The sequence below is a fragment of the Streptomyces sp. NPDC039423 genome (assembly GCF_055598725.1).
On the sequence record NZ_JBVKAH010000012.1, the window covers coordinates 195,333 to 214,900 of the forward strand.

Annotated in this window: 14 protein-coding genes and 4 pseudogenes; 13 read left to right on the plus strand and 5 right to left on the minus strand. The window is 68.6% G+C overall.

What is annotated here, in order from left to right; all coding sequences use genetic code 11:
* The first annotated feature begins 161 nt into the window (after positions 1 to 161).
* Positions 162 to 1,016: an RNA polymerase sigma factor gene (locus ACZ7LK_RS29750; RefSeq protein WP_471144371.1), complete on the plus strand. Its 855-nt coding sequence runs from the start codon at positions 162 to 164 to the stop codon at positions 1,014 to 1,016.
* The gene (locus ACZ7LK_RS29755) at positions 1,013 to 2,935 is read left to right on the plus strand and encodes an SsgA family sporulation/cell division regulator (RefSeq protein WP_471144372.1); all 1,923 of its coding nucleotides are present in this window, start codon (positions 1,013 to 1,015) and stop codon (positions 2,933 to 2,935) included. Before ACZ7LK_RS29750 ends, ACZ7LK_RS29755 begins: the two co-directional genes overlap by 4 nt.
* Before the next feature lie 364 nt (positions 2,936 to 3,299).
* On the opposite strand, the pseudogene ACZ7LK_RS29760 reads toward ACZ7LK_RS29755, so the two are convergent.
* A pseudogene (locus ACZ7LK_RS29760) lies at positions 3,300 to 3,666 on the minus strand (fic family toxin-antitoxin system, toxin component).
* Positions 3,667 to 3,723: 57 nt separating this feature from the next.
* Here ACZ7LK_RS29760 and ACZ7LK_RS29765 point away from each other — a divergent pair.
* From ACZ7LK_RS29765 to ACZ7LK_RS29780, 4 genes and pseudogenes are all read left to right on the plus strand, one after another.
* Positions 3,724 to 4,055 (plus strand): annotated as a pseudogene (locus tag ACZ7LK_RS29765) (transposase family protein); the annotation flags it as partial.
* Positions 4,056 to 4,304: 249 nt separating this feature from the next.
* Positions 4,305 to 4,556: a hypothetical protein gene (locus ACZ7LK_RS29770; RefSeq protein WP_471144374.1), complete on the plus strand. Its 252-nt coding sequence runs from the start codon at positions 4,305 to 4,307 to the stop codon at positions 4,554 to 4,556.
* Positions 4,541 to 5,167 (plus strand): IS30 family transposase, encoded by a 627-nt coding sequence (locus ACZ7LK_RS29775; protein WP_471144412.1) that lies wholly within the window; start codon positions 4,541 to 4,543, stop codon positions 5,165 to 5,167. The genes ACZ7LK_RS29770 and ACZ7LK_RS29775 overlap by 16 nt, the downstream gene beginning before the upstream one ends.
* Before the next feature lie 53 nt (positions 5,168 to 5,220).
* Positions 5,221 to 5,616 carry a DUF6188 family protein gene (locus ACZ7LK_RS29780; protein WP_471144376.1) on the plus strand — a complete coding sequence of 132 codons (396 nt, stop codon included), beginning with the start codon at positions 5,221 to 5,223 and terminating at the stop codon, positions 5,614 to 5,616.
* Between the two features lie 285 nt (positions 5,617 to 5,901).
* Here ACZ7LK_RS29780 and ACZ7LK_RS29785 read toward each other — a convergent pair whose 3' ends face one another.
* Positions 5,902 to 6,084, minus strand: coding sequence for a hypothetical protein (locus ACZ7LK_RS29785; RefSeq protein ID WP_471144378.1), 183 nt, complete (start codon positions 6,082 to 6,084; stop codon positions 5,902 to 5,904).
* Positions 6,085 to 6,313: 229 nt separating this feature from the next.
* On the opposite strand from ACZ7LK_RS29785, the gene ACZ7LK_RS29790 reads away from it, so the two are divergent.
* Both ACZ7LK_RS29790 and ACZ7LK_RS29795 read left to right on the plus strand, forming a co-directional pair.
* A complete protein-coding gene (locus ACZ7LK_RS29790) occupies positions 6,314 to 9,487 on the plus strand; it encodes an NACHT domain-containing protein (RefSeq protein WP_471144380.1) in 3,174 nt (1,057 codons plus the stop codon).
* A gap of 158 nt (positions 9,488 to 9,645) precedes the next feature.
* Positions 9,646 to 10,136, plus strand: a pseudogene (locus tag ACZ7LK_RS29795) (poly(ethylene terephthalate) hydrolase family protein); the annotation flags it as partial.
* 488 nt (positions 10,137 to 10,624) lie between these two features.
* Here the strand turns inward: ACZ7LK_RS29795 and ACZ7LK_RS29800 are convergent.
* Complete coding sequence (locus ACZ7LK_RS29800; RefSeq protein WP_471144381.1) at positions 10,625 to 11,815, minus strand: M20 metallopeptidase family protein; 1,191 nt, start codon at positions 11,813 to 11,815, stop codon at positions 10,625 to 10,627.
* A gap of 516 nt (positions 11,816 to 12,331) precedes the next feature.
* Between ACZ7LK_RS29800 and ACZ7LK_RS29805 the strand changes: the two genes are divergently transcribed.
* The 5 genes and pseudogenes from ACZ7LK_RS29805 to ACZ7LK_RS29825 all read left to right on the plus strand — a co-directional run bounded on the left by ACZ7LK_RS29805 (position 12,332) and on the right by ACZ7LK_RS29825 (position 16,720).
* Positions 12,332 to 13,111: an IS5 family transposase gene (locus ACZ7LK_RS29805; RefSeq protein ID WP_471144382.1), complete on the plus strand. Its 780-nt coding sequence runs from the start codon at positions 12,332 to 12,334 to the stop codon at positions 13,109 to 13,111.
* Positions 13,111 to 13,384 (plus strand): annotated as a pseudogene (locus tag ACZ7LK_RS29810) (hypothetical protein). Before ACZ7LK_RS29805 ends, ACZ7LK_RS29810 begins: the two are co-directional and overlap by 1 nt.
* Positions 13,385 to 13,805: 421 nt before the next feature.
* Positions 13,806 to 15,065: a hypothetical protein gene (locus ACZ7LK_RS29815; protein ID WP_471144384.1), complete on the plus strand. Its 1,260-nt coding sequence runs from the start codon at positions 13,806 to 13,808 to the stop codon at positions 15,063 to 15,065.
* On the plus strand, positions 15,055 to 15,465 hold the full coding sequence (locus tag ACZ7LK_RS29820) for a hypothetical protein (RefSeq protein ID WP_471144386.1): 411 nt from the start codon (positions 15,055 to 15,057) through the stop codon (positions 15,463 to 15,465). Before ACZ7LK_RS29815 ends, ACZ7LK_RS29820 begins: the two co-directional genes overlap by 11 nt.
* Before the next feature lie 265 nt (positions 15,466 to 15,730).
* Positions 15,731 to 16,720 (plus strand): hypothetical protein, encoded by a 990-nt coding sequence (locus tag ACZ7LK_RS29825; protein WP_471144387.1) that lies wholly within the window; start codon positions 15,731 to 15,733, stop codon positions 16,718 to 16,720.
* 62 nt (positions 16,721 to 16,782) lie between these two features.
* Here ACZ7LK_RS29825 and ACZ7LK_RS29830 read toward each other — a convergent pair whose 3' ends face one another.
* Positions 16,783 to 17,457: a hypothetical protein gene (locus ACZ7LK_RS29830; protein WP_471144388.1), complete on the minus strand. Its 675-nt coding sequence runs from the start codon at positions 17,455 to 17,457 to the stop codon at positions 16,783 to 16,785.
* Positions 17,458 to 18,593: 1,136 nt separating this feature from the next.
* Positions 18,594 to 18,803: a hypothetical protein gene (locus ACZ7LK_RS29835; RefSeq protein WP_471144389.1), complete on the minus strand. Its 210-nt coding sequence runs from the start codon at positions 18,801 to 18,803 to the stop codon at positions 18,594 to 18,596.
* Between the last annotated feature and the right edge of the window lie 765 nt (positions 18,804 to 19,568).

Here is a 19,568-nt window from a genome sequence, read left to right on the forward strand (position 1 = left end):
TGAGGGTGTAGGTGATGTCCCCCTCCCTTCCCCCGCGTGACCCACATCACATTATTTGTGGTGGGTGGGGAGGGGGGAAAGCCGCGAGCCACGCCTATGACCTGTGTGACGTAAGGGCAGCACGGGGGCCCGCTGGGGCTGGCGAGGGCTAGGGAGCGGATGTGCCGGATGGATTGGGCAAGGGGCGCGGACCCCACACCATGACGCAGAACCTGCACACGTCGGCGCCGGATACCACCCAGGAGCTCCGCGCTCTGGAAGAGGCGCTGGCGGCGGAGGCGGGCGAGGACCTGGCGACGCTAGACCAGCTTCCCGGCCGTGATGCCGCTCTCGTCGCGTTCCTGCGCCGCTCCGGTTTTGAAGGCCCCCACTATCAGCAGTTCATCGCCGAGCTGATGGTCTACGGCTGGCGCACGCTGAGCAACTGGAGCGCGAACGGCCACATCTTCCAGCGCACCGCCCGTATGGGCCGCCCCGTGCCGCCGACGATGATGCCCGACGTGTGGACGTACGAGGACCGCACCCAAGTCGTCACCGACACTGTCCTGAAGGGCAGCACCCTCTTCCGGGAGCACGGCCTGGTCCGCGGCAAGTGGAGCGCGGAGGGCGGCGCCAGCCTGACCACCTACTTCGTCGGCGCCGCCGTCCTGGCCTTCCGTCCGATCTATATCCGCTGGTACAAGGCCCACCACCTCGGGCAGGCTGAACTCGAGCACCGCAGCGCCCACACCGACGACGTCCTCTACGCCCAGCACGACATTCCCGACCAGCGCGCCACCGACCCCGCACACGCCGCAGCCACACGCGACCACATCAACCGCATGCGCCCGCTGCTGCCCGACGAGCAGCTGCGCGAGGCGCTGGGCTGGGTGACCCTGGGCTACACCCACGCCGAGGCAGCCGCCAGGGTCGGTCTGACGCCCAAGGCATTCGAGCGGCGCCTGGCCCGCGCCCGTACCAAGGTCTTGGCCAGCGGCCTGCACCAGGCCCGGCCGGGGGAGGGGGGAGCACGATGAGTGATCACAAGAACGACACGAGGCCTGCCACGACCGCTGACGACGAGTTCGCCGCCCTGATGGCCGCATCCAGCCTGCGCGCCCCCCGCGTGCGGATGCTGCATGGGGCCATCCCCGAGGATGCTCGGCGACAACTGGACGCTGCCGCCGTCGCAGCCCCCACCGCCGGCCCTCAGCCCGGTCACGCCGCCGGTGAGCCGGACCAGGAGCCGGCCGGGCCGGGGGACGACGGCGATGAAAGCGCACCCTGCGACGACCGCCTCGGACACCAAGCCACAGCTCGCCAGACGGTCGTGCTTTTCCTGAACCTCGCCGGCGACCGCCGGCGTACAGCTCACGCGCCGCTGGGCCTGTACGGCACCGGCAGGCACAGCAGCAGGGTCGAGGACATCATTCTCACGGCACACACGCTGAGGGAATGGCTACGCACCCGGACCCCATCGTGCACCGCGCCCACGTCTCTGGTGGACCGGAGGCTGCGAGACCTGCGATCCCTCGGCTGGCATGTCGTCACAGCACCCGAGCGACGCTGGGGAAGTGTTGGAACGAGCCAGTCACCACGCATCGCGCTCGCGCTGCTGCAGGCAAACACCTCACTGGCCAGGACCGCACCCGCGCCATTCCTCACGCACCACGCTCGTGCATGCTGGCTCGCCGCAGCAGCACCCCCGGCCGAGCCACATCACACGTACCAAAGGGAACTGGTTGGCAGTGATGTCCTGAGCACGCGAGAGTACGACTGGACCCTGTGGCACCATTGCGGCCACCTCGCTGCCCAGACAAGGCGAGAGAACCTCAACGCCTTGCTGCGCGCACGGTGGCGGGAACTCCCCATGGAGCCAGCCTTTATGGTCTGCCGACAGCTTTCCGTGCTGTGGGATGCCGGGAAAGCGAATGATTCCTTCAGCACAGCCACACCCAGCGTCAGCCAGTCCAGCGGCACGAGAACTGACAGGCGTCTGAAGGCTCCAGCACGCCTGACCGATCTTCTGCATCCACGACGGCCTTCCCCCACGCACAGCTTGCCCCACTGGCCGCGCGGCAATAGGGATCCACGACCCTGGGAAGCCCACGTCGGCCTTTTCCTCTGCGAGGCTGCGCACTGGCTCCTGCCCGACCTGGTTACCCGGCCGCCAGCCACCCATGTAGCAGGCATGCAATCTACTGCGGGGCAGTCGGCTCTGGTGGGCGTGCTCGGGCCAGCGGTGGACGCTTGGCGCGATGCTCCGATGGACCAGGCCTGCCTTCTGGTGGCTGCCGACTTGGCGGTGGACTTGGATCTGGCGCACCGGCAGACCATCCCAGTACAGCCGCTGCCAGTGCCTGACCTGGATACTTATGCGCCGTGTCCGGGCGGCAGTCTGCTGTTGCCGAGAAACGACATCGACGGCGCGGACGGCTATCGGCATAAGGAACGGGCTGCCGTCGCCACCGAAGCCGCCGGCGAACCCAGATTTTGGAGCAAGCAAGAGGGCGACGGGCTCGAACAGCATGCTCGGCTCTGGATGCGTCTGCACCTCACGGAGCGGGACAAGGGGCAGCGTTTCCCGGTCCGGCTGGTTTACCGCACTGCGGATCCATACGCGGTCACAGCTCTCTTCAACCAGGGAACCAGCGAGGAAACAGAATGGGTCTTCGCGCGCGAGCTGCTTGTCGACGGCATGCACAAGAGGGTGGGGATCGGTGACATCATCGTGTGGCCCTCAGCTGACGAGACAAGCCGCCGGCAGCGCATCTTCGTCCGGTTGAGGTCACCCGATGGCACAGCGCTGCTGTCCGCTGCGCGCGTTGATATCGAGGCCTTTCTCGACGCCAGCCATCCACTGGTACAAAGCCCTGCAGCAGTCTTGGGGACGTGCGCTTTGGATGCATGGGAACGCGAGCTCGCCGACATCATTTGCCCCGGACCAGGGGATTAGGTGACGTAGGGCAAATCCGTGCCGCACCGAACACCGAGGTAACACCCCGCGACGGCTGAGCGATTTTCGGCGTGCTCGCGAAGCGCGGCGTTCTCCGAGAGGAGGGTCATGATGACGGTCGCGGCGGCGTCGACTTGGTTCTGGAGCCGCCGGCAACCTGATGGTCAGATGGTCGGCCCAGGCCGCCCGGACTGGGGCCTTCTTGCCGGCCCGGGTGAACTCGTCCAGTCCCGGTGTAGCACCCGCGGCGCAGGCCCAGGGCCCCGTTCATCGGTTAACGGCGCGTTGACCAGGGTGTGGGGGATCCACGGCGCCGCCTCACTCCCGCGGAGCCTTTGGCGGCCCGCGCGCTGAGGGAGGGGATTCAGGGTTGCCAGGTTCGTAGGTGTTCGGTGATGCGGGTGGCGGTGCTGCGTTGGTCGTGGGGCTCGTGGGCGAGGGCGGTGAGTTGGTCGTGTGTCGGGGTGGCGGGGATGCCGCTGGCGTTGAGGTACATGGCGGCGACGGCGCAGGCGATGGTGAGGTTGGATCGCTCCAGCCGGCGGCATCGGCCCAGGGTGTGCACGAGTGCGGCGGCGCGGGCGTAGCGGCCGTCGTATACGGGTTGTTCGAGGAGCGCGGTGGCGGGCCACGGCGGCGAGCGGAACTCCGAGGTCGTCGGGTGCGGGGTCGTGTTTGCAGGCGCGTTCGGCGACTTCCAGGGTCCAGGAGAGGTCGGCGTGCAGGGATATGCTCACGCAGCGGCGCCCCGGTCTCGCGGCGTCGGGGCGTGCTGGGTGTCGAGGTCGGTTTCGAGGTCGGCGCCCGGCAACCGCAACGACTGCAAGGCGTGGGAGCTGTCCGGCGCGAAGGACGCCGTCGGCAGGACCACGGTGATCGCCGACGGCTACCGGGGCACCAGCCTGGTCATCCCCCACCGCCGCGAACGCGGCCAGACTGAATTCCCGGCCGGAAAGAGGACCACAACGCCTCCCACCGCAAGGTCCGCGCCCGCGTGGAGCATGCCTTCGCCCGTATGAAGACTTGGAAAACCCTCCGCGACTGCCGTCTCAAAGGTGACGGCGTCCACTACGCCAAGCTCGGCATCGCCCGCCTCCACAACCTCACGCTCGCCGGGTGACCAGGGAACGACGCTGGTCAACCAGCATGCCGTAGATCATTTACGGGACAACGCTTAGCCAAGGGACGGCGCCGGGTAGGGTCAGCGGCAGCTCGCGCCGGTATGGAGTGTGCGAGTCAGGCCCGGTGCCAGCATGCTGGGGCAGTACCACCGGGCCGCTTCGCACTTGTCGACCAGCTCGGCCACGCCCCGCGGCCGGCGTCGTCCGCCTGCTGACGTGACCTGCGGCCGCCCCAGCGTGGCCGCCTCGTGGACGGCCGAATCGCCGACGAGCGCACCACATCTGTGACCGCCCGCGCCTGGAACCTCACACGCACCGGGCACCGGCACCCGCCCCTGCGCCGCTGGTTCGCCCTCCACGCACCACTGCGCCCCCGGAACAGATCGTCCAGCACCTGCCTGCACCGCGACTTTCCCGACCGGCCGGAGATGCACGTGGTCCACGAGACGATCCACCAGGCCCTCTACTCCAGGGCCGGGGAGGACTGCGTCGGGACCTAGCGAAGGCCCTCCGCACCGGCGGGGCCCTCCGCACCGGCGGGGCCCGCCGCAAACCCCGCCGTGAGGCCCAGCAACGTCAGCCCCGCTTCCGCGAACCGATGGTCATGATCAGCGACCGGCCTGCCGAGGCGGATGACCGGGCGGTACCCGGCCACTGGGAGGGCGACCTGATCATTGGCAAGGACGGAGCCTCCACCATCGGCACGCTCGTCGAACGCTCCACCCGGTACGTGATGCTCCTCCACCTGCCAGACGGCCGCAGCACCGAGCTGGTCCGCGACGCACTGGTGGAGGCCGTGACGGTTCTGCCGGTCCAGCTCACGCGATCCCTGACCTGGGACCAGGCAGCGAGATGGGACGGCGCCACGAGTTCACCATCGCCACGGGCGTCCCTGTCTACTTCTGCGACCCGGCCAGCCCCCTGGCAGCGCGGCTCGAACGAGAACACGAACGGCCTGCTCCGGCAGTACTTTCCCAAGGGCACCGACCTGTCCGTCCACAGCCGCGAGCGCCTGAACGCCGTCGCTGCCGAACTGAACAGCAGGCCCCGCAAGACGCTCGGCTGGGAGACGCCGGCCGAGCGCCTGTCTACACTGCTCAAGGCCCAATAGAGCCGGTCGTCGGCTTGCCGTCGACACACGGCACAACCGTGACAGGGGGAGCGGTGAAAGTACCGGCGGAGCTGGTCGGCACTCGTGTTACGCGCACGGCCTTCGACCACCAGGTTCGGATCAGTTTCACCGATTACGCCCCAGACGGCCGCATCCGCGTCGGTGGCGAGCTTGTCATCGAGACACCGTTCACCCTCACAGACACCTCGGGCCACCAGATCCTCCTGACGCCGGCCACCGGACCGTCCTTGGCGCCGCTGCTCGGCCTGTTCGCCAAGTCCGTCATCGAAGCCGCGGTCACCGGGCAAGGCACCCTTTTTCTCGGCTTCGATGACGGCACTCGGCTCAGCGTCGAACCAGACCCCGACTACGAGTCGTGGAACCTCACCGGCTCGGGAATCGATCCCGTCCTGGTCGGCCCGGGCGGCGAAACCGACTGGCAACACTGATTACCGCCGCAACCGACACCGTTGCGGCACTCAACCCGTGTTGCGACGACCGCTGGAATCTGCCGTGTAGCGGAGGGGCGTCACCGTAGCGCGGTCTGCACGCCACCCTGCCACGCGCGCTTCCGTCCGACGTCATCTTCCTGATCACGCGCGGCCAGCACCAGCACCCCAGCACCAGACGTCGTGCTGGGGTATGTCCAATCCTGAAGTGCGCCGCCAGGCAAGATGATCATCGAGGGGCCTCGTAGAGCGCGCTCAGGGGGCCTTCCGCGCCTATGGGGTGCGTCAGATGATCCAGGTCTTCACTTCAGCAGCGGTGTCGCGAATGGTCAGACGGCCATCGGTGACGGCGGCGACCAGCTCGGCCGCGTCGCTGGTGGTGACCTTGATCTGCTGGCCGCTGACCTGGAGGTAGGCTGCGGCGACCATGGCGGCGTACAGCTCGTTGCTGTGCTCGAGCGCGGGCACGCGGGCCAGGCAGTGCAGGAGAGCAGCGGCCGCCGCTGGCCCGTCGGCCCAGCGCCGTCGGCTTGCGGGCGACGTTGTGCCTCCGGTCGGTCGCTGCCCTGCGCGCTGTGCGTTCCATGCCAGGTCTCGGTCCCGTCAGGGCAGCCGATGCTGATTACCCCGCTTCGCGGTCCTCCGCGTCCTTCGAATCATACCGACGGGACTACCAGCGCGCGGTAGCGTGAGGGACATGGTGGCAAGCAGACTCCTGGCGTTCGCCGACGCTCTGGTGCTTCTCGGTGCCGAGCCGCCGCGGCTAGCTGCGTTGGATCGGGCGCTCGGTGGGGCGTTGAATCTGGCGACCGCCGGGGTCAGCGGCACGGTGATCGGCATGGCCGACGCCCACGGACGCCTCCTCGGCCTCGGACGCGACGCGATCCGAGGCGTCGGCGCCCGTCTGGACCGTACCCAGGGGCGTGCGGAGCGGAGCGATGTGCTGCGCGCGGCGCACACCGTCATCGTCGTGGTGGCCTTCTTCGAGGTGATGGAGGAGTTGGAGCTTCCGTTCACCCTCGCCGAGGTGCGGTTGACCCGGGACGAGCAACTCGCCCTCGCGCGAGGCGAATCGGGCTCGACCTCGCAGACGCCGGATCTGGTGTCGCTGCTGCTCGCCACGGACCTGCCCTGCCCGGCACCACACATACCGGCCTCGGCACTCACCGCGATGCTGATCGCGAGTTACGCGGACTACGCCCGCAGGTTCTACGCCTTCCTCGAAGGCCTTGCTCTTTGGGAGCACATGGATGCGTCGCGGCGCCTTCGGGCCCAGGCGGCTCTCGTGGATGACCTGCCGCGCGCAGCGCACGACCGATACCAGAGCCTGTACGTCGAGCTCGCCAAGGAGGCACCCGAATTCGGTTTCTGGGTCACACATGTGGCGCAGCAGGCAATCCACACAGACGTCGGCCGTGCCCTGTCCGGCATCGAGACTCTCCTCACCCGCACCACCGAGGCGCTGCGCCCACCGGTCGACGTGGCCTCCGCGCTGGCGCGCGCTCACCGGGCGGCGCTCGCGCACCCTGTGCTGGACGCCGCGTCGGCGCCCGACGGCATTAGGATTCCCACCCTTCAGGACCTCTACCTCGACCCGGACTTCCGCGTCAGTGCCGTTTCCGGGCAGGCCGCACCAGCCGACCACGAGTGGTGGGGGCGACTGCCCCTCCGCCGAGACCTCACGCTCTACCTGGCCGGGGCCCTCACCTCTCCTCAGCTCGCCGAGGCGCCCCTGCTGATCCTGGGCCAGCCCGGTGCCGGTAAATCCGTCCTCACCAGGGTGCTCGCCGCACGGCTCCCCTCGGTCGGTTTTCTCCCCGTGCGCGTGCCGCTGCGGGACGTCCGGGTGGAGGACGAACTGCAGGACCAGATCGAACAGGCGATCCGCGCCTCCACCGGCGAACGGGTCAGCTGGCCGGAACTGGTGCGCGCCGCAGGCGGCAGTACTCCTGTTCTGCTCCTGGACGGCTTCGACGAGTTGCTGCAGACGACCGGCGTCCACCAAACCAACTTCCTGGAGCGCGTGTCCCAGTTTCAGCGGCGTGAGGCGGATCAGGGGCGGCCCGTGCTAGCCCTGGTGACGAGCCGGACCTCCGTGGCCGACCGCGCCCGATACCCCACTGGCATGGTCGTCCTGCGCCTGGAGCCCTTCCGCGCCGAGCAGATCACCACCTGGCTGGCCGTGTGGAACGAGGCCAACATGGCCGGACTCTCGGCGCACGGTCGCGGCCCGCTCACTTGGCAGCACCTCGAACGGCACGCCGAACTCGCCTCTCAGCCGCTGCTGCTGACGATGCTCGCGCTGTACGACGCAGCCGAGGGTGCTCTGCGGCGCACCGACGACGACTTCGACGTCACCGAGTTGTACGAGCAGTTGTTGTCCTCCTTCGCCCGGCGCGAGGTCGGCAAGACAACACTCCACGCCGTCTCCGACGAGGACACGGCCGCCCTCGTCGAGCAAGAACTGCAGCGCCTGTCGCTCGTAGCCTTCGCCCAGCTGAACCGGGGTCGCCAGTGGGTGTCGGCCGACGAACTCGAGCAGGACCTCACCGCCGTACTGGGCAGGCAGCCGGTACGGCCACCGGGCTTCCGCACCCCGCTCACCGCCGCCGAAACGGCGCTCGGCCGCTTCTTCTTCGTCCAGCGAGCCCAGTCAGTGCGGGACGGCCAGGTACTCGCCACCTACGAGTTCCTGCACGCGACCTTCGGCGAGTATCTGGCCGTACGCCTCACCCTGCACCTGCTCACCGACCTGCTCGCCCCCCGCCCTGCGCTCTCTCTCGGGGACACCCGCATCGACGACGACCTCGCCTACGCACTGCTTTCCTACACCTCCCTGGCGTCCCGGCAGATGCTGCGCTTCGCGCGTTCGATGACGGGCAGGCTGTCCATGGCGGAACGGCGCCGGCTGACTCGGACCCTCATCCAGGTCCTAACCCAGCACACGACGCGCACCGGCGACCAGCACCCGGCCTACCGGCCCGCCCTGCTGCGCACGACGACCCGCCACGGCCTGTACGGTTCCAACCTCGTGCTCTTGACGGTGCTCCTCGCCGAGCGCTGCTCCGCCGCCGAGCTGTTCCCGGGCTCCGCGGACCCGCCGGGTGCCTGGCACCGGCACTGCCTGCTGTGGCGCTCGGCGATGAACGAGAGCCAATGGACGGACTTCGCTCTGTCCCTCGACGTGCATCACACGTGGGAGGGCGAGGGCCGGGCCTTGGAGATATCGCTTCGCTCCGAGCCAGGCATCCCACCACAGCCCCTCGACATGAACTGGCACTTCCGCTACCCCCGAGGCAGCGGAGGCCCAGGCTGGTCACGGTCGTACTGGGACGAGCTGTGGCACAAAACGACCGTGTCCGGCGGAACCAATGACTCGGTGATGCGGCATGCCCTGGACCCGGTATTCCGGTGGCTCGGCCAGGCCGTGACCATGTTCAGTCCGCTCGACGGTGCTCCGGCCTCGTCGCTCGCCCACGACCTGCTCGAACTGCTGCTGGCCGACCGCACGACCATGAGCGACAGGGAACTCGGCGATCTCTACGACCGGGCGCTCCAGGGAACGCGGCTGCTGATGGACATGCGCCACCCCCACCTCGTGTCGGCCGTGCACGCCCTTCTCACGGCCTTCGGCCAGGACAGGGGACGAGTCCCCGGCGACGCACACGACGACGTCCTCCAGTTTCTAGCACAGCTCATCCGGCTCATGTTTGGTGACAGCGAGAGGGCACACCCATTGCCGGTGACCGTCTTAGATGCACTGTCCCATGCGCTGGCATCCCACCGACCCTTGGTGCACGCCCTCATATCGGTGGAAGAGCGGGCCCTGATCGCGCGCCACCATGATCCGGCCACCGGCCCACCGGAGTAAGCAGGCGGGCCGACGGCCGGCGAGGCTGTCGGTCGGCGACCTCGGTTGCTTCGCCCGCCCGAAGCCGATTTTCCGCCCCGCATGTGCTGGGCAGCATGACATCCAGCCGGGGAGCGCGGCACACGAAGCCAGAAACGACCCTGAATAGCGCCGGCGATGGCCGCCAGTTGCTGGCGGCGCTGGATTACCTGACGCAGCGTAGTAGCGTCCGCGACCGGGTCGACGCCACCCGGCTCGGCGTGATGGGTCACTCGATGGGCGGCGGTGGAACGCTGGAGGCTGCCAAGAGCCGGCCGTCCTTGAAGGCCGCGATCCCACTGACCGGATGGAACCTCGACAAGACGTGGCCCGAGCTGCGGACCCCGACGCTGGTCATCGGAGCGGACGGCGACACCATAGCCCCGGTGTCCTCACACTCGAAGCCGATCTACCAGGGCCTGCCGCCCTCGCTGGACCGCGCCTACCTTGAGCTGAACGGCGCCACGCACCTCACGCCCAACCTCTCCGACACCACCATCGCCAAGTACAGCATCGCCTGGCTCAAGGCTTCATCGACGGCGACACCCGCTACGAGCAGTTCCTGTGCCCACTGCCGCGCCCGAGCCTGGCCATCCAGGAGTACCGCGGCAACTGCCCGCACATCTCCTGAAGCCTCTGCTCGCCGGTCCCCTTCCGGCTCAGCCGGAAGGGGACCGCCGGGCTGACGGAGCGCCTACCCGGGCGCCGCTCCACAGGTTGCTAAAAGCGCGTTGCGGTGGACACCGGACTCACCTCCTGGCTGGGGGCGGGGGAGGCGGTACGGGGCCCGGGTATGCCGGTCACGACAGCCGCCGCCCGCCCTCTGGCGGTCGGTGGCGAAAGGAGTAGACCTTCGGGATTCCCATGCGGGCGAGGATCTTGCCCCTCGTCGCCCCCGGGATCACCTCGAATCGGTGCTGCATGTCCGCCAGCTCGTTCGGCGTGATGCCGAGTTTCTCGGCAATTCCGGGCCGGGCTTCCTGGATGTAGAGCTCTTGCTGACTGCCCGCCAGTTCAGGCCCGTCTCCTTGGCGACCTCGGTCAGGCTCATCGCTCCGGACTCGACCAGGCCACGAAAACGCCGTAGTTACAGCCTTCGCTGCGGATCCAGGACCACGGTCACCCCATCTCTGCGACCTCGACCGACAGGTTCTGGGCTCTGTGGGTGCGCTCCGCAATCCAGCCTGCCATCGCCCGCACGCCGACGCCGATGGCGCGCTCATCAGCGGAGAAGTCGGGGTAATGCGGATAGCTCGTGGTGATAGATGTGCCAGGTGCACGAACACCGAGAAAGGTGTATGTACCGGGGATCCGGTTCAAGAAGAGGGCGAAGTCCTCGCCACTGAAGGGCGGGAAGGCGGCGCAGAGCTGGGTGACCATGTCCTGGCCGACGGTGCGGCGCAGGTGGTGGGCGAGGAGGCGGGCGTCGCGTTGTGAACAGACCATGGCCGGGAAAGGCTCAGCGGGGAAGCTCACCCCGGCCCCCGCATATGGCATGGCCACTCGACGAATGCTTTCGCGCACCTCCACGTACCGCTCCTGCGGCCAGCAGCGATAGGACACACTCACCTTGGCCTCCTGCGCCGCTGCCCGCACGGCTACGAACCGGGCCAGCGGCCCGTTGGGCGTCTGGGCCTCAGCGACGATCCGCTCCAGGTCCGCTGGTGTCTGTGGCAGCTCCACGGTTGCGAGTGCGCCGATATCGACGGCCAAGCGCCGCGCGGCATCGAGTGCGTCCGGCCCGGAGAGGGTCACCTCCGCCTTGTCCTGGCCTGGCATCCCATAGCCCGGAGTCACGGCGAACTGGCCGACTGGGAACGGCCCGCAGTGCAGCGCATGGACTTCCTCGACGTACTCGCGCTCCAGCACACCTGAGTCGATCAGTGCGCGGGCGCCGGACAGCGTCTCCTCGGCAGGCTGGAAAAGGAAGACCACTGTTCCGCTCAATTGCTGCCGCAGCCGCGCCAGGACCCGCGCGACGCCGATACTCACCGTGGTGTGGATGTCGTGTCCGCATAGATGGGCCGGCGCGGGACCTCCTCCAACAATGTCTTTGGGCGGAACCGCGTCCATGTCCGCCCGGTAGGCAACGGTCCGGCCTGGACGCGAGCCCTGCAGGACCCCGACGACCCCGTGGCCGCCCACTCCGGTGGTGACAGCCAGCCCCGCCGCCCGCAGCTCCCGGGCCACCACAGCGGCCGTGCGCTGTTCCTGCCCCGGGGTCTCAGGGTGCCGATGGATGTCCCGCCGCAGCTGAATCAGCACACGGTCCAGACGCGCCGCCTCGGCGGCCACCGCCGCCTGCTTCACCGGCCCTCTCCACCCACCCGCGACGGCCTTCCCCATGCCTCCCCACACCATTCCCGCACCGGCCGCCGCTGTGCTGGCGAGTAACGTGCGGCGCGCGAGCGCGTGCTCTATTGGACGATTCACTGTTACCCCTTGACTCAAGTCGTCTTCTGGGACACACGATCGCCGCGCACCTATGTCATTGCCCATCCGGTGAGCCACCCCTTGGCTGTGGGGATAGCCATACCAAGGGACATCGCCGCGTTGAGGTTGACCAGAGCCGGGTTCAGAAACACGTACTCAGAGGTCGTTTTCACCTGCCTCAGGTCGTTATCTGATGTTTCGTGGATGGCGGGATCGTGGTGCGGAAGAGGAGGCAGCTGTGGCTGTGGTCGATGGGGCTGGAGGGGTGATAGCTGGGGCGAGGGGTGGTTCGTTCCTGTCTCATCCCGGGATGCCCGGCTTTCAAAACTGTGTGCTTCCGTCGTCATCGCTGCACGCCTGGGCGCACTCGGTCTGCGGCAGTACGCCGGATGCATGGCGAAGCGACGTCCGTGTCCGAGTGATCTGTCCGATGCCCGCTGGGAGTTGATCGAGCCGGTGTTGGCGGCCTGGCGTTTCGAGCGCTGGGGCAGGGCCCTGGACTTCGGCCGGCCGCCTGAGCATGACCTGCGCGACATTATGGACGCGATCTTGTACGTGGATCGCACCGGCGTTCAGTGGTGCTACCTTCCGCACGATTTCCCGCACTGGAACACGGTCTACGGCTACTTCGCCAAATGGGCCGACGAGGGCGTGTTCGCCCAGCTCAACGGCCTGCTCAGGCAGCAGCTGCGTGAGAAGGAAGGCCGGAACGGCGAGCCTTCCGCGTGCGTGATCGACGCCCAGAGCGTCAAGACCTCCACCAGCGTTCCCGCCACCGGCCAGGGCGTCGACGCGGGCAAGAAGATCGTCGGCAGGAAACGGAGCATCGTCACCGACACGCTCGGCCTTCTCCTCGCCGTGCTGGTGACCGCGGCCAGCGTGCAGGACTCCGTTGCCGGCACCACGCTGCTCGACCAGGTCGCCGCCGACCACCCGGGCATCCGCAAGGTGTGGGTCGATGGCGGCTACCGACAGCACCTCGTCGAACATGCGGCCGCCGACGCGGTCCGTGCGTACGCGGCCAAGACCCGCGCCGACGCCGACCGGTTTGCCGCCGTCCTGGAGGACATCGCTACCAACGGCCTGCCCGACCTCGAGCAGTGCACCCCGTGGGAGGAGCTGCGCGAGGCCCACCTTGCCCGCCTCGCGTCCCAGCGGCCGGCCGTCGCCTGATGGCCGCGCAGCGCGGCCGGCGCCGCGCCCGGATCGCGTTTTCCGACGCCGCCGCCAAGCAGCTGGAGAAACCTGACCAGAGAGGCGGAGATCCACGCCCTGGACCGCGCCCTGGTCGTCGTCTCCGTCGACCCCGACGTCGGTGAGCCGATCCCCGGCGGCACCGCCGGCCCCCAGCTGCGCGAGTACGCCGATGAAGTCGAGCGTGTCCGCCTCCTGTACTGGGTGACCGCCCTTCGGACCGTGGTCGTCGTCGCTTACCTTGAGGTCTGACCCGCGACGTCCTGGACCAGGCCGACCGCGTACGGCCGGCGGGGGACTGCGACCAGCGGTTCGAGGCCGACTTGGATCGGGCCTGGGGTGTGAGTCACCGGCAGGAGGAGCGCGACCAACCAGGATCGGGACCAGGCCGTGCCCGAGCAGAAGACCACCGGCTGGCTCTCGCGACTGCGCCGGTGAGCCGGGCAAGCCGCCGGCGGGCGCGGGCAAGCCCGAGGGCACCCTGGGCAAGCACCGCGTCGCCGGCGGCGGGCAGGGCGGTGGGTACACCCCGTACCAGGCCCCGGCTGTCGGTGGTTGCTGGGGCGCTGAGCACCACGTGGAGCCTGACCTCCGGACCGTTGCCGGTACGTCCCGTCCCTTGCCCCCGCAAATGTCTTGGTGGGTTGTCGGCGGCCGGTCCTAGACTCGTCAGATGGTGCTCACGTACAGCAGCGGCAGCGGCGACGGCCTGCCGGAGAAGGCGCGGCCCGAGTCCTATCTGGCCGGGATCGATCCTGTTCCCACAGGGTGGATCACCGTCCTGCAGGAGCCCACCGACGGCCGGTACTCGTGGATCGGCAGCTACCTGACGACCTTCGTCGGCCGCGAGTTCGCTCTGTCCACGAGCGACTGGACCCACGGCAGCGTGGGCCAGACCGAGGTTGCGCACTTCGGCGACGAGGCCGTCTTCGGCGACGGCATGACCGACACCTCCGCACGGGCCGAGTTCTTCGTCCAGCTGCGACGCCACCAGCAGCCCGATGTTGACCCCACTATCGAGTTCACCCACTCATTCCTGTGGTACTTCGCCGCCGTGCCGCGCCCCGACGGCAGCTGGTACTTCCTCGACGACGCCGGCCGCGATCAGGAGCTCATCCGCGTCCACCGTGGTGACACCGACCTGCGCATCGAGGTCGCCGCGCTGCCACTGCGCCGTTACCTGGCCGTACGCGAGCGCTTCCTCGTCGTCCAGCACGAGCGGATCACCCACCTCGATGCAGCGCCCGCCCAGACGATCCAGGCGACGGACCGCACGGAGGTGAGCACCTTCGAGCTCCACAGCAGCCGCATGGGACCACCCGCCGTGCGCCTGTGCGGCAAGCATCTGGTCCTGCCCATCGACGCCAAGCCGGCCGACCTCGCCTACCCGTACACGACCGCCGTGTCCTACCCTGAGTTCACCATCGGCATCGATTCGAGCACCGGCCAGCCCGTCACCTTCACCTGCGACCCGGACCAGCTCAGCGGCCACTACAAGGATCTCGGTACACCCGACTACCTGACCCGCGTTTACTTCCGGCGCGAGGTGCTGCGCCGCTACACCTCCGAGCCCTCCCGCTACCAGCTGCGCGACGGCCGCCTCTCGTGCCTGGGCCTGTGGGGCATCTCGATCGGCCGCAACGAGGAGGGCCTGGTGGAGGCATATCTCGGCGACCTGGGCCGCGACCTGCCGAGCGCCGAGCGCACCCACTGGCTCAGCTTCAACGTCGCGCCTCTCGGCGGCATCGACGAGGCACGCCGGCGCCGCGACATCCTGGGCGAGTGGACTGACGCGACCGCCGATCCACTGCACCGTCTGGCCAACGCCCGCGAGCGGTTCAGCACGGCGCTGTCCGCCATCGTCGGGGCCGGTCTACCGGCCCTGGGACGCCGCCGACCAGATCGCCTTCGCCGGCCTGCACATGCCCACTAGCAGCGAGCAGAGCGAAGCCGACATCCAGATCCTCACCCTCGCCAAGGGCATCATCGACTACCTCGACACCAAGGCCCTACGGAAACTTCCCGGAGCCGACGCCAAGGCCGCCACCATCAACAACCTCGAAGGGTGGGTGAAGCACACCAACGGCGACCCCGACACGCTCGTCGGCCCGCTGCGCCTTCTTTACAACCTGCGGAACAACGGCGCGGCCCACGCCCGGAACAAAAAGTGGCCCGCCTTCCTTACCGAGGCTGGCCTCAACAAGCTCCAGCCGGACGAACAGTTCGTCCGGCTGATGACCAGCGCTGCCGAAGCCCTCGAAGCCCTCATCAGTCATGCCGAAGCGCAGGCGCAGCCAACCTCTGATGAGGGAGATGACGCTCCCCTCCAGTAGCCAACCAGCGCGAAGACCGGCCGGTCAGCCGTCCCAGGGATCAGCGGGTTCAGAGCTGGGCGCCACCGCTTCCCCAGCCCCTGTACCAGCGCCGGTACACCGACAGACGGTGCACTGCCACGACGAATTAGGTGGTGTTTGCGGCGAGTGCCCCGTCATGCTGGAAGCGATCGATGCGAGGGGGAAGCGTGGGGCACGGGCAGACGGAAACTCTTGACGAGAAGCACCAGCGCTTGCTGGAAGCTTCGTGTTGAGGGCCCGCAGGGTGGAGGAACACTCGCTGGCCGCCGACTGGGACGCTCTTGTCGAGCTGACCCGCATGAGCATCAACGTCCGTGTCGACCAAGGCGAGGTCCGGATCTCGTACGAGCTTCCGCCCGAGGAAGTGGTCGAGTCTGCGGCAGCGCGTATCAGGCCGATTCTGCTGGAACAGGAAGACTGCTTTCACATGAAGGCGCTCTCGGCTCTGGGCTACACCTGTCGAGCAGCGCCGCAAGATGCGGCGTGGATACGGGCCGCACGCGCTGAGTGGCGAACACGGGTGAGCCCCACCACGCGCGACGAATCCGGCTACTGGGTCATGGTCGCTGACACGTCCACGGGCGAAGAGCGTGACCTCGATTCGCACAGGCTGGCCATGGCCTGGATCTACGGAGACGTGGTGCATCACGACCCAGAGCGACGCAAGGAGGGCGACACCTTCGGACTGCGCGACCGGTTTCGCGCCGCTGTACCCCTGGTGGCTTGGGCGATGGTCGGCACGATCGAACTCCTGAACTTCGTCCGAGCGCTGAACGAGGCCGGGATGCTCAAACTGCGACAGGAAGTATTCGACGAGCAGGTCGCGTTGAAAACGACCACGTGGGAAGAGCGTGCCGAGATGTACTACGCACCCGTCGGCGCCCCACCTCCCTCGCTCGCGAGCTCTCCCATGCCCGAGGGGTGGCTCCCTCTGGGCAAGGCATCTGACCTGTCGGTCTTCCGGCACCGCATTGCGGGACAACTCTTGAACACGGAGAGCGCACCATCGATGACGTACCTCCCCTCACCCGAAGAGATCGAAGCCGCTCGCACACCCGCCGGTGGCTGGAAGCGCGACCAGCTCGCCGCCTGGGGCGTGCCGTGGCCCCCGCCGAAGGGCTGGAAGGACGAGCTGGCAGAACGCTGGAAGGCATCCCGTCCGGACGGACCGCCGCCGCCCCCGCCCAGCCCGGCCCCGGCCGCCTTCGCACAGGAGACGCTTGACTTCGGCTGACGAGACGACAGCGGGGCCGGACAGGATCATCCTGCCCGGCCCCGCTGCTGTCTCCCGGCTGCTCACCGGCTGAGCCGGATACGCGGCCCCCACACGAACTCGAGGTCGTCCAGGAAGACGGTCTCCAGCTCCTTCTCCCACTGGCCACGCAGGAGGAACGGGGCACTCTCCATCCGCTCCAGGATGATCAGGGTCCCGGGCTGTCCGATCAGCGCGTACCGGCCGTGTGAGGCGGGCTTGCTGCCCGGCCCGTGCGTGCGCAGCATCTCCTCCAGGCGCGGGCGGTGCTGCTCCACGAACGCCTCCAGGCGCTCGATGTACCCCTCGCGTTCCTCAGGGAGTACCGCGCTCAGAGCGACGTCCAGGAAGTCACCGCCGTCCGGCCAGTGCCGCTCGCCCGGTGCGGCCACGGCCCACGGGAAGCGCTCTGCGGCCGCCAGGACGTCCTTCGCGTCCAGCTCCACGGCCGGAGCCTCTGCCGGGGCGGGGGAGTGCGGCTGCTGGAGGTGGGCGAGGAGCATGGCGCTGGAGGCGGCGCGGCCGCGCCCCGCGGTGGAGAGCGCGCGGGAGGTTCCCCACCCGGCGGAGAACGCCCACCCCTCCCACGGATGCCCACCCGCCGGCGCCGGGCTGAGCCGGTCGGCCAGCGTCCTGCCGGCCGCCTGCGAGAGCGTGGTGGTGCGCCCCCGCGCCGTGGCCGGGTCGGTGGTCGACGGACACAGCGTGAACGGCGCCACCAGGCCCCGCCGGTGAACAGCGCCTCCAGTTCGGCGCGGCGCCGCGCGTACGGCAAGCCGGTCAGGTTCAAGCTGCCGCCCGCGTGAATCAGGGCGAAGGCGACGTAGTGCCCCGACCACTCCCACCCGCCCCCCGTGCTGCGGCCATCCCGCGTCGGCCCAGACGCTGCTGGAGCCGTTCGAACGCCAGCCGGCCGCCCTCCCACACCACCAGCTCGCCGGTCCAGCCCCGTGTCCGCCGGCAGCTGCGCGAGGGCCGCCGTCCGGACCTTGGGGAAGGCGGCCGTCATGTCGGTGCCCTGCTTCGAGCGCAGCACCACCCGACCACCGGTGTGCGCGGCGAGCTGGGCGCGGAAGCCGTCTTACTTCGGCTCAGCCGCCCACCCCACGGGCAGGACCGGGCTGTCCACGGCCACGGTCAGCATCGGTGCGGGCAACGACCACGTCATGCCTCATCCCTTCCACTCCGCACCCGTCCCGGCCGGGAGCGGAGGAGTCCACCCGACAAGCGACACCCCGGCCCGGGACGCTGGGCCCCGGGCGGCGGTTAGGCTCGGCTCCAGCCTGCGCCGGTATGGAGTGCGGGGGCCCCGGTCCCCTGGTGACGGGACCGCAGTACGGCCGGGGCCGCCCCTCCCTCGTACGATGACGTCACGGGCGGGAACGTGGCGGAGTTGCGGCGCAGGATGCTCCGGGGAGCTTCAGCTGTTCGAGGACGGCGGGTTGCGGCTGCTCATGACCCGCCTCTCCGATGCCACCTCCAGGCCGTACTAGTCGCCAGGTGATGCGGAGCATGCTGGAGCTGATCCGCCTGATCTCCGAGGACGTGGGGTACCACGGGAACTGGGCCGTAGCCGTCGGAGCCAACCGGCTCCGGCGCGGGCTGGGGGGCAGGCGGCTCGGGGGCGGCCTTGGGCTGGGCTTCGACGCTCACGGCAGGGGGGTACGCGGTAGGTACGCACTTCGTACGCGTTTAGTACGCCTCATGCCCACTCCATGCCGAGTTGTCGTAGTGCATCGATGTCCAGGAGCAGTAAATCTGATCAGAGGTAGGTGTTCTGGCCTGATTGATCCTCTGCCGACGATCACGGGTGATTCCCGGGGTTCCGGGGCGCGCGTCGTGGGATCGCCTCGTGTTACACGCTGTCGGCCCATGAGGGGACGGGGTAGGTGTGGACGTCGCCGAGTGCGAGACGGAGCGGGCCGAGGAGGCGGTGGGCGAGGCTGGGGGAGAGGTCTTCGGCGGCGAAGCACACGGTTTTCTGTTCGTCCGAGAAGTCTTGTACGCGTTTGCCGTGGGTGCGGGCTGCTCGGCCCAGTGCTGCTTCCGTGTGCTTGATCAGCATGTTCTTCAGGGTGGCTCGGTCGGTGGTCCTGGCGAGGTCTTGCGCCTCGTACCAGGCGGGGTCTTCGCGATTGGTCGGCCAGGCCTTGTTGTAGGAGCGGCGCAGGGTGAGGACTTCGTCCCAGGTCAGCTTCTCCAGTCGGGTGAGCAGTGCTGCCGCTGTTCGCCCCTGGGGGCCCAGGGCCCACCAAGCCGGTACCCGAAACCATATCCGCTGGCTCCAGGTCCGTCCGGAGCGCTCCTCGTGGTCGTTCGGGGCAAGAGTGAAGATCCTAGCCCGAACGGGACCTCGGTCGTGAACGGCAAGTAGTTGGCACCTGAGGCATATGGTGCTGCGCGGTGCCATGGCTGCTTGCGGCGCCGCAGCGGCACGCCGGGTTTCTCCTCGATGAGGATGCTGCGGCGGTCGCGCAGGGAGGCGGCGTAGTCGATGGGGTCGTCGTCGAAGCCACGGCCTGAAGGGCGTGTGACCTTCCAGCCCCAGTCGGCCGGCAGACGGTTCGGGTCCACTCGCGTGGATGCCCAGTCTTCCCAACCAAGGCCAGGCACTGATTCCCCCTCCGTGACGATGCTGGGGTCCCATCTTGGACCACCCTGGAACGGGCGCACCGGGGGAGGCGACGCCGGGACGGGAGCTCGCTGAACGTCAGCTGCGCCCGGACTGTTCTGCAGCCCAGTCGACGCCGAGTTCCCGGAGTGCGGTGAGCTGTTCGGCGGTGAGCTTGTCACGCCTCGTACGAGTGTTCGAAATCCATACGCCCAGTCG

Bases quoted from the DNA above. Each gene is read 5' to 3' on its own strand.
- ACZ7LK_RS29820 (WP_471144386.1), top strand. From the start codon at position 15,055: ATGCCCACTAGCAGCGAGCAGAGCGAAGCCGACATCCAGATCCTCACC.
- ACZ7LK_RS29835 (WP_471144389.1), bottom strand. From the start codon at position 18,803: ATGCTGATCAAGCACACGGAAGCAGCACTGGGCCGAGCAGCCCGCACC.
- ACZ7LK_RS29815 (WP_471144384.1), top strand. From the start codon at position 13,806: ATGGTGCTCACGTACAGCAGCGGCAGCGGCGACGGCCTGCCGGAGAAG.
- ACZ7LK_RS29805 (WP_471144382.1), top strand. From the start codon at position 12,332: ATGGCGAAGCGACGTCCGTGTCCGAGTGATCTGTCCGATGCCCGCTGG.
- ACZ7LK_RS29755 (WP_471144372.1), top strand. From the start codon at position 1,013: ATGAGTGATCACAAGAACGACACGAGGCCTGCCACGACCGCTGACGAC.
- ACZ7LK_RS29790 (WP_471144380.1), top strand. From the start codon at position 6,314: ATGGTGGCAAGCAGACTCCTGGCGTTCGCCGACGCTCTGGTGCTTCTC.